At 34.8% G+C, this 17,437-nt stretch carries 21 protein-coding genes and 1 riboswitch; of the genes, 1 reads left to right on the top strand and 20 read right to left on the bottom strand.

All coding sequences use genetic code 11. The features are described from left to right. Positions 1-27: 27 nt before the first annotated feature. Positions 28-130: riboswitch (TPP riboswitch) on the bottom strand. 206 nt (positions 131-336) lie between these two features. Both sceD and HMPREF2658_RS06805 read right to left on the bottom strand, forming a co-directional pair. After that, positions 337-1,032, bottom strand: coding sequence for a lytic transglycosylase SceD (sceD, locus tag HMPREF2658_RS06810; protein WP_000752011.1), 696 nt, complete (start codon positions 1,030-1,032; stop codon positions 337-339). 388 nt (positions 1,033-1,420) lie between these two features. After that, on the bottom strand, positions 1,421-1,816 hold the full coding sequence (locus HMPREF2658_RS06805; RefSeq protein WP_070854279.1) for a single-stranded DNA-binding protein: 396 nt from the start codon (positions 1,814-1,816) through the stop codon (positions 1,421-1,423). Between the two features lie 193 nt (positions 1,817-2,009). Here HMPREF2658_RS06805 and HMPREF2658_RS06800 point away from each other — a divergent pair, with 193 nt between their 5' ends. Next, entirely contained in the window at positions 2,010-2,450 is a 441-nt protein-coding gene (locus HMPREF2658_RS06800; RefSeq protein ID WP_000846751.1) for a YwpF-like family protein, read from the top strand. Between the two features lie 55 nt (positions 2,451-2,505). Here the strand turns inward: HMPREF2658_RS06800 and fabZ are convergent, their stop codons facing one another. From fabZ to HMPREF2658_RS06705, 18 genes are all read right to left on the bottom strand, one after another. Further along, entirely contained in the window at positions 2,506-2,946 is a 441-nt protein-coding gene (fabZ, locus tag HMPREF2658_RS06795; protein ID WP_000447678.1) for a 3-hydroxyacyl-ACP dehydratase FabZ, read from the bottom strand. Positions 2,947-2,979: 33 nt separating this feature from the next. Then, positions 2,980-4,245, bottom strand: a complete 1,266-nt coding sequence (gene murA / locus HMPREF2658_RS06790; RefSeq protein ID WP_000358005.1) for a UDP-N-acetylglucosamine 1-carboxyvinyltransferase — start codon at positions 4,243-4,245, stop codon at positions 2,980-2,982. A 110-nt stretch (positions 4,246-4,355) separates the two neighbouring features. After that, positions 4,356-4,589: a DUF1146 family protein gene (locus tag HMPREF2658_RS06785; RefSeq protein WP_000384523.1), complete on the bottom strand. Its 234-nt coding sequence runs from the start codon at positions 4,587-4,589 to the stop codon at positions 4,356-4,358. Between the two features lie 596 nt (positions 4,590-5,185). After that, positions 5,186-5,590 carry a F0F1 ATP synthase subunit epsilon gene (locus HMPREF2658_RS06775; RefSeq protein WP_001094394.1) on the bottom strand — a complete coding sequence of 135 codons (405 nt, stop codon included), beginning with the start codon at positions 5,588-5,590 and terminating at the stop codon, positions 5,186-5,188. Between the two features lie 19 nt (positions 5,591-5,609). Continuing rightward, positions 5,610-7,022: a F0F1 ATP synthase subunit beta gene (gene atpD / locus HMPREF2658_RS06770; protein ID WP_070854276.1), complete on the bottom strand. Its 1,413-nt coding sequence runs from the start codon at positions 7,020-7,022 to the stop codon at positions 5,610-5,612. 21 nt (positions 7,023-7,043) lie between these two features. Beyond that, positions 7,044-7,910, bottom strand: a complete 867-nt coding sequence (gene atpG, locus HMPREF2658_RS06765) for an ATP synthase F1 subunit gamma (protein ID WP_000157603.1) — start codon at positions 7,908-7,910, stop codon at positions 7,044-7,046. A gap of 30 nt (positions 7,911-7,940) precedes the next feature. Next, complete coding sequence (atpA, locus tag HMPREF2658_RS06760; RefSeq protein ID WP_070854273.1) at positions 7,941-9,449, bottom strand: F0F1 ATP synthase subunit alpha; 1,509 nt, start codon at positions 9,447-9,449, stop codon at positions 7,941-7,943. Between the two features lie 21 nt (positions 9,450-9,470). Next, on the bottom strand, positions 9,471-10,010 hold the full coding sequence (locus HMPREF2658_RS06755) for a F0F1 ATP synthase subunit delta (RefSeq protein WP_000241344.1): 540 nt from the start codon (positions 10,008-10,010) through the stop codon (positions 9,471-9,473). Next, entirely contained in the window at positions 10,010-10,531 is a 522-nt protein-coding gene (locus HMPREF2658_RS06750; RefSeq protein ID WP_000140679.1) for a F0F1 ATP synthase subunit B, read from the bottom strand. The genes HMPREF2658_RS06755 and HMPREF2658_RS06750 overlap by 1 nt, the downstream gene beginning before the upstream one ends. Positions 10,532-10,728: 197 nt before the next feature. Beyond that, the gene (atpE, locus tag HMPREF2658_RS06745) at positions 10,729-10,941 is read right to left on the bottom strand and encodes a F0F1 ATP synthase subunit C (RefSeq protein WP_001048816.1); all 213 of its coding nucleotides are present in this window, start codon (positions 10,939-10,941) and stop codon (positions 10,729-10,731) included. A gap of 42 nt (positions 10,942-10,983) precedes the next feature. Continuing rightward, positions 10,984-11,712 (bottom strand): F0F1 ATP synthase subunit A, encoded by a 729-nt coding sequence (gene atpB / locus HMPREF2658_RS06740; protein WP_000349655.1) that lies wholly within the window; start codon positions 11,710-11,712, stop codon positions 10,984-10,986. Positions 11,713-11,732: 20 nt separating this feature from the next. Then, positions 11,733-12,185 carry an ATP synthase subunit I gene (locus tag HMPREF2658_RS06735; protein ID WP_001825751.1) on the bottom strand — a complete coding sequence of 151 codons (453 nt, stop codon included), beginning with the start codon at positions 12,183-12,185 and terminating at the stop codon, positions 11,733-11,735. A 64-nt stretch (positions 12,186-12,249) separates the two neighbouring features. Next, positions 12,250-13,380 (bottom strand): non-hydrolyzing UDP-N-acetylglucosamine 2-epimerase, encoded by a 1,131-nt coding sequence (gene wecB / locus HMPREF2658_RS06730; protein WP_000723406.1) that lies wholly within the window; start codon positions 13,378-13,380, stop codon positions 12,250-12,252. Between the two features lie 23 nt (positions 13,381-13,403). Then, a complete protein-coding gene (upp, locus tag HMPREF2658_RS06725; RefSeq protein ID WP_000048712.1) occupies positions 13,404-14,033 on the bottom strand; it encodes a uracil phosphoribosyltransferase in 630 nt (209 codons plus the stop codon). Positions 14,034-14,060: 27 nt separating this feature from the next. Next, positions 14,061-15,299 carry a serine hydroxymethyltransferase gene (gene glyA, locus HMPREF2658_RS06720; protein WP_000120494.1) on the bottom strand — a complete coding sequence of 413 codons (1,239 nt, stop codon included), beginning with the start codon at positions 15,297-15,299 and terminating at the stop codon, positions 14,061-14,063. Between the two features lie 26 nt (positions 15,300-15,325). Continuing rightward, on the bottom strand, positions 15,326-15,850 hold the full coding sequence (locus tag HMPREF2658_RS06715; RefSeq protein ID WP_000654179.1) for a TIGR01440 family protein: 525 nt from the start codon (positions 15,848-15,850) through the stop codon (positions 15,326-15,328). Positions 15,851-15,956: 106 nt separating this feature from the next. Continuing rightward, positions 15,957-16,376, bottom strand: coding sequence for a low molecular weight protein arginine phosphatase (locus HMPREF2658_RS06710; protein ID WP_000697337.1), 420 nt, complete (start codon positions 16,374-16,376; stop codon positions 15,957-15,959). Continuing rightward, positions 16,373-17,419 (bottom strand): L-threonylcarbamoyladenylate synthase, encoded by a 1,047-nt coding sequence (locus tag HMPREF2658_RS06705; protein ID WP_000379884.1) that lies wholly within the window; start codon positions 17,417-17,419, stop codon positions 16,373-16,375. The genes HMPREF2658_RS06710 and HMPREF2658_RS06705 overlap by 4 nt, the downstream gene beginning before the upstream one ends. Positions 17,420-17,437: the final 18 nt, after the last annotated feature.

Here is a 17,437-nt window from a genome sequence, read left to right as displayed (position 1 = left end):
GATGGCAATGTTGCTATACTAGCCCCATCACTTCAATAACTACTTTCCTACGTTGGTACTAACCAAATCAGGTCATAAGGGTCTGAACAATTCATCTCAGCCATATCATTAGGCTCCCCTAGTAGTTCCTTAGTATTCAATTGCAAATTAATCTTAGCAAACGGTTTCAACATTTTCAATTATTGTTGCTCAGTTGTATTATTATCTTTAAATAATAATTATATAATGACATATATATTTGCGAAATAAAAAAGACCGGAACATATCGAGAATTCCCCGATATATTCCAATCTAAAAGTTACTTATATAACTATTGGTTAGCTATGCATAAATGGCTTATGCAGTAACCCAATGTCCAGCGCCACCAGTGTTATATAGTTTTACTGCTGCGGCATCTTGAACACTTTCAGGAGCATTTGCTGGTGATACACCTTTATATTTAGCAGGTGCTACTGAATCCCAAGTTGATTGTAAGAATTGATACTTACCAGCTGCACCTGATGTTGGATTTACAGCATGAATATTGCCACCTGATTCACGTTGAGCAATTTGTTTTAGATGATCATTCACATTTACTGATGAACCTTCTGATGCTTTTGATTCAGTTGGTGTTGCAGTAACTTGTGAATTGTTTGATGTTGATGCTTGTGGTTGCTGAGTTTGAGCATTTTGTGGTGCTTCAACTTCTTGTGATTGTACTTGATTAGCTTGATCAGCTGATGGTGCAACATTATTAGTTGCAGGTGCTTGTGCACTCATGTCTGCTCCATTAGCACCTGTTGCATGGTAATTCCAAGCAAAGTATGTACCATCTGATTCAAAGTGATAAGTAAACCCTTCATAGTCAAATGTATAATTATAAGCGCCAGCTTCAATTGGTTTTTGATTTAATGTTTGATCATTTGATTGCGCCATTTGCGCTAAAGATGCTTTATTTAAGTCCGCTTCACTTGCATGGGCTTCGTGACCTGCATTTCCTGCTACGATTCCTAAACCTACTGCTAATGATGATGCGAGTAATGTTTTCTTCATAATCTTAAAATCCTCCTACAAGTAATTTGTTTCTCTAAAAGTTTTACAGAGACTACTGTAACATCTGTAAAATCCGTGCAGGTTACAACAAAATAAAAAAATAGCCATGTTTTTTACACAGTGATTACAACGAAATCCCCCATAATTTCAGATATGATTCTATCGAGAATTGTCATGACAGTATAAATGTTTTTCATTTGCAATTTTTTATGTAATCGTTTTGCAATCTATGTCTATTTTCTATTAGAAAAACTACACAAAAAGACGACCTACACAACAGTACTAGTCATGTAAGTCGTTTTTAAGTGAGTATATTTCAAGTTAATTAGATCTATAAAAAATTTAGGATGGATTAAATGTATATTAAGGATGTTTAGGATAATTGGATTTAAATTTCTAATAAGTCATGATTATCTATATTTTGAGAGTCAATATCTAAAATACTATCTGAGAGAATTTCATTATTTTGGGATTTAGGGGACATAAATTTTATAGTTTCAACATATAATTCAGTGACAAAGTGTGTTTGTCCGTATTTATCATACTTTCTTGATCTCATTTGACCAGTTATACCAACCAATGTACCTTGATTAGTATATTTTTCTATATTAGAAGCTAACTTGCCAAATGCTTTACAGAATAAGTAATCACAGACGATTTCTCTATTTTCATCTTTATAATTTCGGTGCGTTGCAACACAAAACGTTGCAATTTTTCTATCCTCCTTTTCAAATATTTGTGCGTCTTTCGTCAGTCTCCCGACAATTACGATTTTATTTAGCATGTAGTGTGTGATTCACCTCCTATGCCTATATCTTAATTACTAGCTTGAAAATGGTCAAAATGGCAAATTTTATATAATTAATAGCTATAGCATCTCGTTATTTGTTATATTTAAAGAAATTAGTCATGAAATGACCTTAAATCTTCTAAATAATTCAAAAATCATAAATATTAAACTAATGGGATGTGGGAATATGAAAACTTTTAAAGCAGTAAGGTTTCAAATTGTGAATGAACACGGCAGAATTATAGAATATGAATTAGAAGATGGCGTAATAATTAATAAAGAGGAAAGTGGCACGGGTTGGTTGCTTGAAATTGTCATTTCTAATGAGCATTATGAAACATTTAGGGAATATCAAGACAATGAACAGTTATTGGATATTCGTGTCGTAATCACGCGTCCAGCCAATGATCCAGCTTTATTTGAATCTACTGTGAAAAGTATTAAAAATTTTAAAACAACAATGTCTATCGTATTTGAATGTCATATTTACACTTTACGTCAACAGTATGCAGAAAGCTTATTAGAACAACTTATTGATGATGGATTATCTGGTGAAGAATTAAAAAAATCATTTAATCGAATGATGCAGTCTAAACCAAAGTTAAAGGATGAAAAATTAGAAGAGTAAAATAAAAAACATTCAAAGATTATGCCAACGCATTAATCTTTGAATGTTTTTTGTTTTATTTTACATCTTGAATTGCAAATGTAAGTTCACAACTACAAGCAAGTTGACCATCGACAGTAGCTTTAGCATTACCTTTACCGATTGGCCCTTTAATTTTAGTGATTTCTACTTCCAACGTTAAAGTATCACCAGGTACTACTTGACGTTTAAAACGACATTTATCAATACCAGCAAATAAAGCGATTTTACCTTTATTTTCTTCACTATTTAAAATAGCTACCGCACCTGTTTGAGCCAATGCTTCAGTAATTAATACACCTGGCATTACCGCATACTCTGGAAAATGTCCTTGAAAGAATGGTTCGTTGCCTGATACTTGTTTAATTGCTACGCATCTTTGACCTTCTTCATATTCAACAACTTTATCAATTAATAAAAATGGTTGTCTGTGAGGTATAATTTGTTTAATTTGGTTATAATCAAAAATTGTTTCCATGGTTGAAATCCTCCATTATATTAATTTACAGAATTAATCGTTAATACGTTCAATGTCTGCACCTAATTGCTTCAATTTGCCATGTAAGTCAACATATCCTCTATCTAAATGATTCAATTCAGTGACACTTGTTTTACCATCAGCAACTAATCCAGCTAAAATTAAGGCCGCTGCTGCTCTTAAATCAGTCGCTTTAACTTGCGCTCCTTGCAATTGACTTTTGCCTTCAAGTTTTGCACTGCGACCTTCAACATTGATATTCGCGTTCATACGTTTGAACTCTGAAACATGCATAAAACGATTTTCAAATACAGTTTCAGTTACTACTTTATGTCCGTTTGCTGTTAATAATAATGCCATCATTTGCGACTGCATATCCGTTGGGAATCCAGGATGCGGTAATGTTTTGATGTCAACAGGCTGTAAATCTCCTTCAGCTCTTACACGAATCCCATCTTCTTGATAGTCCAATTCAACGCCCATTTCTTCTAATTTATACACTAAACTAGCCATATGTTCTTTGATTGCACCACGTACAAAAATATCGCCACGAGTAATGGCACCAGCGATTAGTAATGTGCCTGCTTCAATTCTATCTGGAATGATAGCATGTTCTACACCATGTAATGATTCTACACCATTGATTGTAATTGTGTCTGTACCAGCACCAGTAATTCTACCGCCCATTTCATTAATGTAGTTTGCTAAATCGACAATTTCAGGTTCTTTAGCTGCATTTTCAATTAAAGTCTTACCCTTAGCTAATGATGCTGCCATAATAATATTTTGTGTTGCTCCTACACTTGGAAAATCTAAATGAATTGATGTACCTTTTAATCCATCTTTAGCATTAGCATAAATATTACCATTTTCAAGATGAATTTCTGCGCCTAAAGCTTCAAAACCTTTAATGTGTTGCTCAATCGGTCTACTTCCAATTGCACAACCACCAGGCAATGCAACAATAGCATGTCCTAGTCTTGCTAAAAGAGGTCCCATAACTAAAATACTTGCACGCATTTTACTAACATATTCATATGGTGCCTCTTCATTTAGAGTCTTTGTTGCATCAACGACAACAGCATTTTCGTCCTTTTTGTATGTAACGTCAGCATTTAAGGTTGTTAATACATTATTTATTGTTTCTACATCACTTAAAGCTGGAACATTAACTAATTTGCTCGGTTTATCAGAAGCTAATAAAGATGCTGTCAATATTGGTAATACAGCATTTTTAGCACCTTCTACTTTAACTTCACCCGTTAATTTATTTCCACCTTTGATTACTATTTTATCCATCGTAAATCCTCCACTTAGAACTCCTATTACTTTACATTTCCCTATTTTAAAATTATTTTAAGTCATTATTTAATTATATCTAGTTTTGATTACAAATCATAGAGTTAGACTTATTTTATTAAATATTTTACCTGCGTCGAGTATTGTAACAAATCTACAATAAAATTGCTTACTGCAGTGCCTAATAAAATAGCAACAAATATCATACACACTTGTAATTGAGTGGCGTATCCTTTTTTAAAAAATTGATCTAATCTAATTGATTGTAAAGCCCAATAGGCAATGCAAATACATACAACATGTAACACTAAATGGATAACTGCATATTGTCCGATATAATCCATTTTATCACCTCATAAGATTACTGTATTACATTGTACATGAAAAATTTAAATAATGATACAAAGTTTAATACCCGTTTTTAGTAATGTTTAAGCTAACTTGCTATATAATTCTTTTTGCATAAATATCATAACTATAAAGTATCTTGGCATGAAAAAATGTAGCTACTTTCAAAAAATGAAATGTCGACTGTAGGTAGTGCTGAAAGGAAATTTTGATTTTAGCAATCTATTAGCGATTGTAAAAAGTAAAACTATTCTTGAGAGTCGGACATAAATCAATGTCTAGACTCTATAGTGTTGTATTTAGTAGTAGTTGACGGGGCCCCAACACAGAGAAATTGGAACACCAATTTCTACAGACAATGCAAGTTGGGGTGGGACGACGAAATAAATTTTGCGAAAATATCATTTCTGTCCCACTCCCATTCCTATTTTTAAATACACATTAGCTGTGTTTAATGATAAAGAACACTACATCATAAATCTTTAATGGTTCTTTATCAATTCCTCCCGCCCTCTCATGTTTTGTATCTTTAAATCAATATAATTCAAAAAAGGGTCGAAGATATGAAATCACATCTTCGACCCTTTATTTACTATTTTAATTCAGCCACACGCAAACGGTTATTTGCTCTCTCTAAAGCTCTTTCGGCTCTATGAATATCAGTATTGTCGTCATCATTTTCCAAGTGAGACTCTGCTCTTGCTTTGGCTAATTTAGCTCTTTCAACATCAATTTCTCTTGCAGTTTCTGCAGTCTGAACAATGATTGAAACTTTATCTTTTCTAACTTCAACAAAGCCATCGCTTACAGCAATATATTCAGTTCCATCGTGAAATTTCACTTTTACAAAGCCTGTTTTTAAAGCAGCTACAGTTGGAATATGTCCACTCATGACACCTATCTCACCAGCTGTTGTTTGCATAACAACGAGTTCAACATTATCACGATTGTAAACAGAACCATTAGGAGTGACAATATCTAGGTTTAATGTATTCATTATCCATTCCTCCTAATTGTTATACTTCAACACCCATATCTTTAGCTTTTGCAATAACATCATCCATGCTACCAACTAAACGGAATGCATCTTCTGGAATATGGTCATATTTACCATCTAAGATATCTTTAAAGTTTGCAACTGTTGTCTTAACAGGTACATAAGAACCTTTTTGACCAGTAAATTGTTCCGCTACGTGGAAGTTTTGAGATAAGAAGAATTGAATTCTACGTGCGCGTTCAACTGTTTGTTTATCTTCATCAGATAATTCGTCCATACCTAAGATAGCAATGATATCTTGTAATTCACGGTATTTTTGAAGTGTTGATTGTACATCACGAGCTACTTCATAATGTTCTTGACCTACAATTGATGGTTCCAATGCTCTTGATGTAGACGCTAATGGATCCACGGCTGGATAAATACCCATTTCAGTTAATTTACGTTCTAAGTTTGTAGTTGCATCTAAATGGGCAAACGCTGTCGCTGGCGCTGGGTCAGTATAGTCATCGGCAGGTACGAATACCGCTTGAATAGAAGTAACTGATCCTTTTGTTGTAGACGTAATACGTTCTTGTAATTGTCCCATTTCAGTAGCAAGTGTTGGTTGGTAACCTACTGCAGAAGGCATACGACCTAATAATGCAGATACCTCAGAACCAGCTTGTGTAAATCTGAAAATGTTATCGATGAATAATAATACGTCTTGACCTTGTTCGTCACGGAAATATTCAGCCATTGTTAAACCAGATAATGCAACACGCATACGTGCACCAGGTGGCTCATTCATTTGTCCGAATACCATGGCTGTTTTCTTAATTACACCACTGTCACTCATTTCGAAGTATAAATCGTTACCTTCACGAGTACGTTCACCTACACCGGCGAATACAGAAATACCACCGTGCTCTTGAGCGATGTTGTTAATTAATTCTTGGATTAATACTGTTTTACCTACACCGGCACCACCGAACAATCCGATTTTACCACCTTTAATATAAGGTGCTAGTAAATCTACTACTTTAATACCTGTTTCTAAAATTTGAACTTCTGTTGAAAGTTCATCGAATGCTGGTGCTTGACGATGGATAGGATCGCGGCGAACAGACTTACTAATTTCTTCTTTAAGGTCAATTGTTTCACCTAGTACATTAAATACACGACCTAATGTTTCGTCACCAACAGGTACACTAATTTCTTTGCCTGTATCTTTTACATCCATGCCTCTTTGAACACCATCAGTTGAATCCATCGCAATTGTACGAACAACGTCGTCACCTAATTGCAGCGCAACTTCTAATGTTAGTTGTATTGTACCTTCTTCTTTAGGCACATCAATAACCAAGGCGTTATTAATTTTAGGAACTTCGTTATGTTCAAATCGAACATCAATTACAGGACCCATAACTTGAGTTACACGGCCAATTCCCATGCTATTTTCCTCCTTTAAATATTATTCAAGCGCTGCGGAACCACCAACAATTTCAGTAATTTGTTGCGTAATTTCTGCTTGTCTCGCTCTGTTATATTCTAATGATAAGTCATCAATAAGTTCAGTTGCATTATCAGTGGCATTTTTCATCGCAGTCATACGTGTTGCATGCTCACTTGCTTTTGCGTCTAATATTGTTCCGTAAATCAAACTCTCAACATATTGAGGCAAGATTACACTTAAGATAGATTCTTTATCTGGCTCAAATTCATAAGAAGACAAATGACCATGTCCCTTACTAGAATCCTCTTGAGATAATGGTAATACTTGTCTAGATGTAGGCTTGTTTTCAAGAACGCTGACATAATGACTATAGTATATATTTAATTCATCAATTTCTTCTTCACTGTATAAGTCTATAGCATGGTTAGCTAGTGCTTGAACAGATTTGAAAGAAGGTTGATCAGGTACGTCTACTTGAGAATACTCAATGTCATAACCTCTATTTTTTAGGAAATCAACACCTTGTTGCCCTAAAACTACAATACTGTATTCGCTACTATCTTGATGTTTCGCTTCAATATCAGTAATCAATTTTTTAAGCACGTTTGCACTATATGCACCTGCTAAACCTTTATCACTCGTGATAACTAAATATCCACTTCTAGTAATTTTACGAGGTCTTAGCATTGGATGGTTTGTATTGCTACTTGCCCCTGCAACTGCAGTAATTGCATCTTGCATTTTATCCATATATGGTGTGAATTGTTTTGTATTTTTTTCAGCTCTACGAAGTTTTGAACTTGATACCATGTTCATCGCTTTCGTAATCTGCTTCATTTTTTTGGTTGATTTTATTCGAGTATCTATTTCTTTAAGAGAAGCCACTATCTCACCACCTTATACTAAACTTGTTTATTATTCAGATTTGCTAAAGCTTTTTTTGAATTCGTTAATTGCTGTGTCAAACTTCTCAGCATCTGGTAAGCCACCAGTTTCTCTGATTTCATTTAACAGTTCAGTAGCATTTGATTCTGCCCAGTGGTTTAACTCGTCTTCAAAACGTGTGATATCTACAACTGGAATATCATCTAAATATCCTTTTGTTAATGCATAAATAATCAACACTTGGTGTTCAACTGGTAATGGTTTGTTTTGATCTTGTTTTAAGACTTCAACAGTACGTTTACCACGTTCTAATTTACTTGCAGTAAATTCATCAAGGTCTGAACCGAATTGTGCAAATGATTCAAGCTCTCTGTATGACGCTAAGTCAAGACGTAACGTACCAGCAACTTTCTTCATTGCTTTAATTTGTGCAGATCCACCAACACGAGATACAGATTGTCCGGCATTAATCGCTGGTCTTACACCTGAGAAGAATAAATCAGATTGTAAGAAGATTTGTCCATCTGTAATTGAAATAACGTTTGTTGGTACATAAGCTGAAATATCACCAGCTTGTGTTTCGATAATTGGTAATGCAGTAATTGAACCGCCACCTAAGTCATCGTTTAATTTTGCTGCTCTTTCTAATAATCTACTATGTAAGTAGAATACGTCACCTGGGTATGCTTCACGACCTGGTGGTCTACGTAATAATAATGATAATTCACGATAAGCTGCTGCTTGTTTTGTTAAATCATCATAAACAATTAAAACATGTTTACCATTAAACATGAATCCTTCACCCATTGTTACACCTGAATATGGTGCAATATATAATAATGGTGAAGGTTCAGAAGCTGATGCTGCTACAACAATAGTGTAGTCTAAAGCGCCTGCTTGTCTTAACTTTTCAACATTTGCTCTTACTGTTGAATCTTTTTGACCAATAGCAACATAGATACAAATCGTACCTTGATCTTTTTGGTTCAAAATTGTGTCAATTGCAATTGTTGTTTTACCTGTTTGACGGTCACCGATGATCAACTCACGTTGACCTCTACCAATTGGTACTAAAGCATCAATTGCTTTGATACCTGTTTGTAATGGCTCATCTACTGATTTACGATCCATTACACCAGTAGCTTTTTTCTCTACTGGACGTGTTTTAGTTGTGTTAATCGGTCCTTGTCCATCAATAGGTTGTCCTAATGGATTAACAACTCTTCCGATTAGTTCTTCACCTACTGGTACTTCCATGATACGACCAGTACGTTTAACTTCGTCACCTTCAGTAATACCTGTGTATGGTCCTAAAATAACCACACCCACGTTTGACTCTTCAAGGTTTTGGGCTAAACCAAGTACGCCGTTATGGAATTCTACTAGCTCACCAGCCATAACGTCATTTAATCCGTGAATTAATGCAATACCATCACCAATTTGTAATACAGTACCTACATCAGTTACGGACATTTCTGACTCATAATTTTCAATTTGTGAGCGAAGTAATGCACTGATTTCTTCAGCTTTTATGGCCATCTATGTCACTCCTCTTTATAATTAATTAACTCTTCTAAATTTTCTTTGTAATTGGACAAGATCATTTCTAACACTACCATCTAATACAGTTGTGCCGACTTTAACTCTAAATCCACCAATTAAATCTGGATTAATTTTAGTATCTACAATTACTTTAGATAACTTTGTTTGTTGAGTTACTAGTTTGACAATCTTATCTAACTCTTCTTGACTCAATTCATATGTTGACTCAATTGTTGCAAAATCTTGATTGTAGTGTCCGTTATATAAGCTTTGGAACGCCTTGAATACGTCAGCTATTAATGAGATATGTCTATTATCTGCTAACACGTACATCATATTTTTAATGTATGGATTAATGTCAGTAAATACACCATTAATCAACTCACGACGTTGTTCTGCTGTTTGAGTTGGATTACTGTCAACCATTTTCAATTGCTCAATTTTATCTTTTACTGCTTCATTTATAACTGTTAATTCTTCATTAATAGTTTCTAAATTATTTGTATCTAATGACACGTCAAATAATGCTTTAGCATACTTGTTAGCTACTTTTACCATTATTTATCGCCTGCCTCTTTTAGATACTTGTCAACCAATGCTTTTTGGTCTTGTTCAGAAATTTCTTTTCTAAGAACTTTAGAAGCAATTAACACTGATAGTTCAGATACTTGATTATTAATATCTGCAATGGCACGTTCTTTTTGGCTATTGATTTCACTTTGTGCTGTTTCAATCATACCGTTTGCACGTACGTTTGCTTCATGAATAATTTGTTCTTGCTGTTGACGTGCTTGAACCTTAGCATCTTCTAAAATCTTTTGAACTTCTTCTTGTGTTTCTTTAAGTTTTTGTTTATTTTCTTCTTCAAGTTTCTGTGCATTTAACTTAGCTTGTTCTGCGTCATCGATATCTCTGTTAATATCTCTTTCACGTTTATCCATTACATCTTTCAATGGACCCCATGCGAACTTTTTAAGTAACGCAAGTAACACGATGAAAGTTAGGACCTGTACAATCACAGTACCCCACTCAACGCCTCCAGCTGCACCAAGAACGAATAAGTTAGCTGTTTCAGTCACGGGTTCATGACACTCCTTTCATTAAAATAATCGCTAGTGTTATATAGAAAAAAACGACGAGGTTAGGACCTACTGAATTTATGCGATAGGCACGGTGCGTTCATATCTCAACTATTTAATAAAGTTCAAAGATATTACTATATATGCATCACGAATTTTGTCCTATGCGCTTTGTCCCGACCTCTTTTATCTGTTAATTATCCAGCAAATGTCATGAATGCAATTACTACACCGATGATAGGTAATGCCTCAACTAAACCTACACCAATGAACATGATACCCATTAATTGACCACGTGCTTCTGGTTGACGTGCTACACCTTCAACTGTTCTTGAAACGATTAAACCGTTACCGATACCTGCTCCTAATGCTGATAAACCAATTGCGATTGCTGCTGCGATTAAATTCATAATTTAATTTCCTCCTGTGATTGTATATAATTATTGAAATTTTTAGTGTTCATCTGCCACTTTATGTGACATATAAACCATCGAAAGCATAATAAAGATATATGCTTGGATTGTTCCTACAAATATTGAAAATGCTTGCCAAACAATTAATCCTGGGATACTAATAATCCAACCCCATGCTGGTTCGTTAAAGAATAAGCCAGCAAGTAATGTTAATAGTATCTCACCTGCAAATATGTTACCGTACAAACGCAGACCAAGCGTTAATGTTGAAGTGAACTCTTCAAAAACATTAATGATTGCCAATGGCCAAAACGGCTGTACATAACCTTTAAGATATTGTTTCGTACCACGCATTTTAATTCCATAAAAGTGAGTTAACAGTATTATCGTTGTAGACAACGTTAAAGTCACTGTTGCATCAGCTGTTGGTGATTTCCACCACAATGTGTGATCTTTCGTTACTATAGAAAACGGAAGACCTAACATATTAGCTATAAAAATGTACAGAATCAGCGTTACTGCTAAGAAGTGGAATTGACCACCTTTTTTCCAAGCCATGTTACCTTCAATGATTCCCCTCACGAAATCAAAAATCCATTCAACGAAATTTTGTTTGCCAGTTGGTCTTTTTTTCAAATTACGCGTACAAATGATAGCAAGTAGAAAAACAAGAAACGCCGTAACAAGTATCATCAATATACTTGATAAATTGAAAACGATATCAAAACCGAATAAATTCCAACTCACGAGCGGGGATTTGTGATCCATAATCTCACCTCTTTCTTAATTTATTTGCTCACCTTTAGTAAAGGACGTATGATAACTACAACATATGAAATCATTAAACCAATAATTATACCGATTATACTTACATGCGATTTATTAAAGTACCAAATCATACAAGCAATAATTGCAACTAAGTATCGCCACATATTTCCAGTTGAAATATGCATAGTGTCTGGTCTTTTAGCTTTGGCTAAGTAGCTCTCAAATATAACAGTATTGATTGCAGAACCAGTAACACCAATGATTAATCCTAAGATAAATGCATGGTGTGTAAAAAGGTATAATCCTCCCAATATTATTAATAAATACAAATAATATTGAATGAACTGTTTAAAAATGTTGTAGAAACGACTCATTTTATATGCCTCCGTGTGACTGATATCAATCATGAAAACCGTTCCACTCATACAAACTAAATGATAATATAGGCGATTTGTGGTGTCAATTCTATTCAAATTGTTGTAAAAAAATAAGCATGTTCAGACACAATTTAGACACATTTAGACAAAAAGTCTTTTTTTATTTGAAATCGCTTGGTTTTTCAGTGATTAAATTCAAATAATACTTAATATGATTAACTATTCTTTCTGAAGCGAATCCATCACCATATGGATTAAGCGCTTCGGACATTTGATGATATAACCTCTCATCATCAATTAATTCTTTTGCAGCTCGATATACGTCTTGTTCATGCGTACCAACAACTTTCAACGTACCAGCATCAACACCTTCAGGGCGTTCTGTAACGCTTCGCAATACTAGGACAGGCTTATTAAAAGATGGTGCCTCTTCCTGTATGCCTCCTGAATCCGTCAAAATAAAATAAGATTTTTTAGCAAAATTATGGAAGTCTATTACATCTAAGGGTTCAATCAATTCAATTCTGTCATGCCCCCCTAAAATCTTATGAGCCACATCTCGGACTTTTGGATTTTTATGCATTGGATATACTAACGCTAAATCGGTGTACTCATCTATCAAGCGTCTAACTGCTTTAAATATATTTTCCATAGGTTGACCTAAATTTTCACGACGGTGTGCTGTCATAAGAATGAACTTTTTGTCATGGTATTTATCCATGATGTTAGATTTATAATTGTCATCAACTGTATATTTCATAGCATCAATCGCTGTATTACCAGTGACAACAACACTTTCTGAATATTTCCCTTCATTTAACAAATGCGATGCAGCATTTTTAGTAGGTGCAAAATGTAAGTCAGCTAATACACCAACTAATTGTCTATTCACCTCTTCCGGAAAAGGTGAATATTTATCATAACTTCTAAGCCCTGCTTCAACGTGTCCAATCGGCACTTGGTTATAAAATGCCGCTAAACCACCTGCAAATGTCGTCATCGTATCACCATGTACAAGTACCATGTCTGGTTTTTCTAATTGAATCACTTGTTCTAATTGAGTGATTGATTTAGAAGTTATCTCAGAAAGTGTCTGTCCTGATTTCATAATATTCAAATCGTATTTTGGTTTGATTTCAAAGGTACTTAATACTGAATCAAGCATTTCTCTATGCTGTGCTGTAACAACAACAATTGGCTCGAGCATTTTTTCTTGTTCCAAAGCTTTAACTAAAGGAGCCATCTTTATGGCTTCGGGTCTTGTTCCAAATATGGTCATAATCTTTTTCATCAAACTACTTATCTCCGATTCTTCTATTTAGTACCAAACAATCTATCTCCAGCGTCACCTAACCCTGGTGTGATATATGCTTTGTCATTTAGCTTTTCATCAAGTGCAGCAATATAAATATCTACATCTGGATGTGCTTCATGCATCTTTTCTACGCCTTCTGGTGCTGCAATTAAACACATGAAGCGAATATTTTTAGCGCCACGTTTCTTCAATGAAGTAATAGCTTCAATTGCTGATGCGCCTGTTGCTAACATAGGATCAACAACAATGATTTGTCTTTCAGTAATATCTTGAGGTAACTTAGCAAAATACTCTACAGCCTTTAATGTTTCGGGATCTCGATACAAACCGATATGTCCAACTCTCGCTGCAGGTACTAAACTTAAAATACCATCAGTCATACCTAAACCAGCTCTTAAAATTGGAACGATAGCTAATTTTTTACCAGCTAATCGTTTAGCCGTCATTTTAGTTACAGGCGTTTCAATATCAACATCCTGAAGCTCTAAGTCTCTAGTTACTTCATATGCCATCAACATACCAACTTCGTCTACAAGTTCTCTAAATTCTTTAGTACCTGTATTTACATCTCTAATATAGCTTAGTTTGTGTTGAATTAATGGATGATCGAAAACGTGTACTTTACTCATAAAAATTACTCCTATCTTTGTGTATGTTTATTGATATAGAGGATATTCAGCTGTTAATTTCGCAACGCGTTCTTTAGCTTGTTGTAATTTTTCTTCATCTTTACTATTTTTCAATGCTAAACTGATGATTTTTGCAACTTCCTCAAAAGCTTTTTCATCAAATCCACGCGTTGTTGCAGCAGGTGTACCTAAACGTATACCACTCGTTACAAATGGTTTTTCTTGATCGAACGGAATGGTATTTTTGTTACATGTGATACCAACTGAATCTAAAGTCTCTTCAGCTTCTTTACCAGTAAGTCCTATAGACCCTTTTACATCAACAGCTACTAAGTGATTATCTGTACCGCCAGAAACAATTCTAAATCCTTCATTAATTAATGCTTCTGCAAGAACTTTTGCGTTTTTAACCACTTGTTGTTGATACGTTTTGAAATTATTTTCTAACGCTTCTCCAAAAGCAACTGCTTTTGCTGCAATAACATGCTCAAGAGGTCCACCTTGAATACCAGGGAAAATTGTTTTATCTATGTCTTTTTTATATTCTTCCTTACATAAAATCATACCACCACGTGGTCCGCGTAATGTTTTGTGTGTTGTAGTTGTTACAAAATCAGCATATTCTACTGGATTTGGATGTAAACCTGCCGCTACTAATCCTGCAATATGTGCCATGTCTACCATTAACTTAGCGTTTACTTCATCTGCGATTTCTTTAAACTTTTTGAAATCAATTGTTCTTGAATATGCTGATGCTCCTGCCACAATAAGCTTAGGCTTATGCTCTAACGCTAATTTACGAACTTCATCATAATTGATTCGTTCTGTGTCTTTATCTACTCCATATTCAACGAAATTGTAGAATTTACCACTAAAATTAACAGGCGCTCCATGTGTCAAGTGACCACCATGACTCAAATTCATACCTAAAACTGTGTCGCCCATTTCTAATGCAACTAAGTAAACAGCCATGTTCGCTTGTGAACCTGAATGTGGTTGAACATTGACATGCTCAGCTCCAAACAATGCTTTAGCACGATCAATTGCGATGCTTTCAGTAACATCTACAAACTCACAGCCACCATAATATCGGCGTCCTGGATAGCCTTCAGCATACTTATTAGTCAATACTGAACCTTGTGCTTCCATAACCGCTTCCGATACAAAATTTTCCGATGCGATTAACTCTATGTTGCTATTTTGTCTCTGAAATTCTCTCTCGATTGCTTCTGCGATAACTTTATCTTGCTTGGTGATATAAGACATAAAATCTCCCCTTCTTTCAAAAAAACTTATTGGTATTTAGCACGTTCGCCACCAATCTTTTTCGGCCTAGATGTGGCAATAGTTACAATTGCCTGTCCTACTTGCTTTACTGAAGTCCTAACAGGTACACATACATGTTTAATATGCATGCCTATTAACGTTTGACCAATATCAATGCCACAAGGAACAGTAATATGTTCGACCACGATCGGATCCTTCATATGCTGAAAAGCGTATGTTGCCAAACTCCCTCCAGCATGTACATCTGGAATGACGGAAACTTCTTCCATTGTTAATGGATTAAACTGAGATTTTTCTATTGTTATCGCTCTGTTGATATGTTCACATCCTTGAAAAGCAAAAGTAACGCCTGTCTCTTTACTCACAACATCTAATGCATTAAAAATAGTTTCTGCAACTTCCATCGAACCGACAGTCCCTATTTTTTCGCCAATAACTTCCGATGTTGAACATCCAATTAAACATATATCTCCTTTATTAAAAAAGGACATATCTTTTAATTCGTCTAATAACATTGTCAAATCTTTCATAAAAGCCCACCCTTCCTAAAAATAAAAAAGGAATATAGCAAAGTGCTACACTCCTCTATTATAACTTATTTAACTGTTAACATATACTAATTATACAGAATTCCTACTAGCAAATAATATCTTTTAATTTTAAAATTAAACTTACAAGTTCTTCATAGGTATGTACATACATTTCTTTTGTTCCGCCGTATGGATCTATAACTTCTCCTGCTTCTTTTACATATTCATGCAATGTGAAAACATGATTTTGCAAACCAAAGTGTGCCTCTATTAATTCTTTGTGCGAATACGACATCGTCAAAATAATATCTGCTTTCAAATCTGCTTCAGTAAATTGTTGCGATAAGGTCGTTTTAGCTAAATGATGTTCTTCAACTAAGTCTTCAACATAATTCGAAACACCTTGATTGTTCACAGCGAATATACCTCTTGATTCAAATTGATGATTTGGCATAACCTCTTTTGCAATACTTTCCGCTAATGGGCTACGACATGTGTTACCTGTACAAACGAATAAAATCTTCATAGTTCACACCCTTTAATAATGTGATTACCTGCAGCTTTTAACATGCGATTCATAATTGCTTCTGTATTATCATTCAACTCAAAGCCGTATATATACGCCGCTGAAATATTTTCATTTTCATCAAGTGAATGTAACACATCATAAAGATTATGACTTGCTTGTTTAACATCATTGTCGTCCTGACATAATTGAATGAATTGCGCTTCACTTGGTATAAACGCCACCTTATTACTCGGCACAATAAAAGCTATAGAAGACCAATCTTTACCGTCATTTCCAATTTTGCTCTCAATATCTGCAATAATTGTAAGTGGTGTATTGGGTGAGTAATGCTTATACTTCATACCTGGTGCAATTGGCTGTTCAGTATCATTATAATCAGCATGGACGATACTATTCGGAAGTATATCTGTAATCATTGCTGCTGTTATAGAACCAGGTCTTGCAATTTTATAAGGAAAAGATGTGCAATCTAAAACCGTACTTTCTAATCCTTCTTCACTTTGTTCAGCTTGTACGATACCATCTATACGTCCATTCAAATCTTGATATACATGATTGAAAGTTGTTGGTGAAGGTCTACCACTTAAATTAGCACTTGGAGCAGCTAGAGGTTCATTTATGATTTGTAATAATTGTCTACCTACAGAATGGCTTGGCATTCTAACAGCAACTGATGATAAACCTCCAGAAACTTTTCGACATAGATAGCCTGGCTTTAACGGCAATATAAACGAAATAGGGCCCGGCCAGAACGCCTGCATTAACTTTTCTACGCGTGGATCCAAAGTATATGTAAAATCTTTTAATTGACCTTTACTGTGTATATGAACAATAAGCGGATTGTCAGATGGACGGCCTTTAGCTTCATATATTTTAGCTACAGCTTCTTCATCTGTCGCATTTGCTGCAAGTCCATAAACTGTTTCAGTTGGTAAACCTATTAAACCACCGTTTAAAACAATGTCTTTTATTTCATTAATTTTAGGATATTGCTGTATATCTTCATTATATTCTCTAACATCCCAAATTTTAGTATCCAACTTAATCACGCCTTTCTT

It is taken from the genome of Staphylococcus sp. HMSC062H10, from assembly GCF_001836945.1.
In the GTDB taxonomy this organism is placed as follows: Bacteria; Bacillota; Bacilli; order Staphylococcales; family Staphylococcaceae; genus Staphylococcus; species Staphylococcus aureus.
This window is presented reverse-complemented; position numbering and strand designations above follow the sequence as displayed.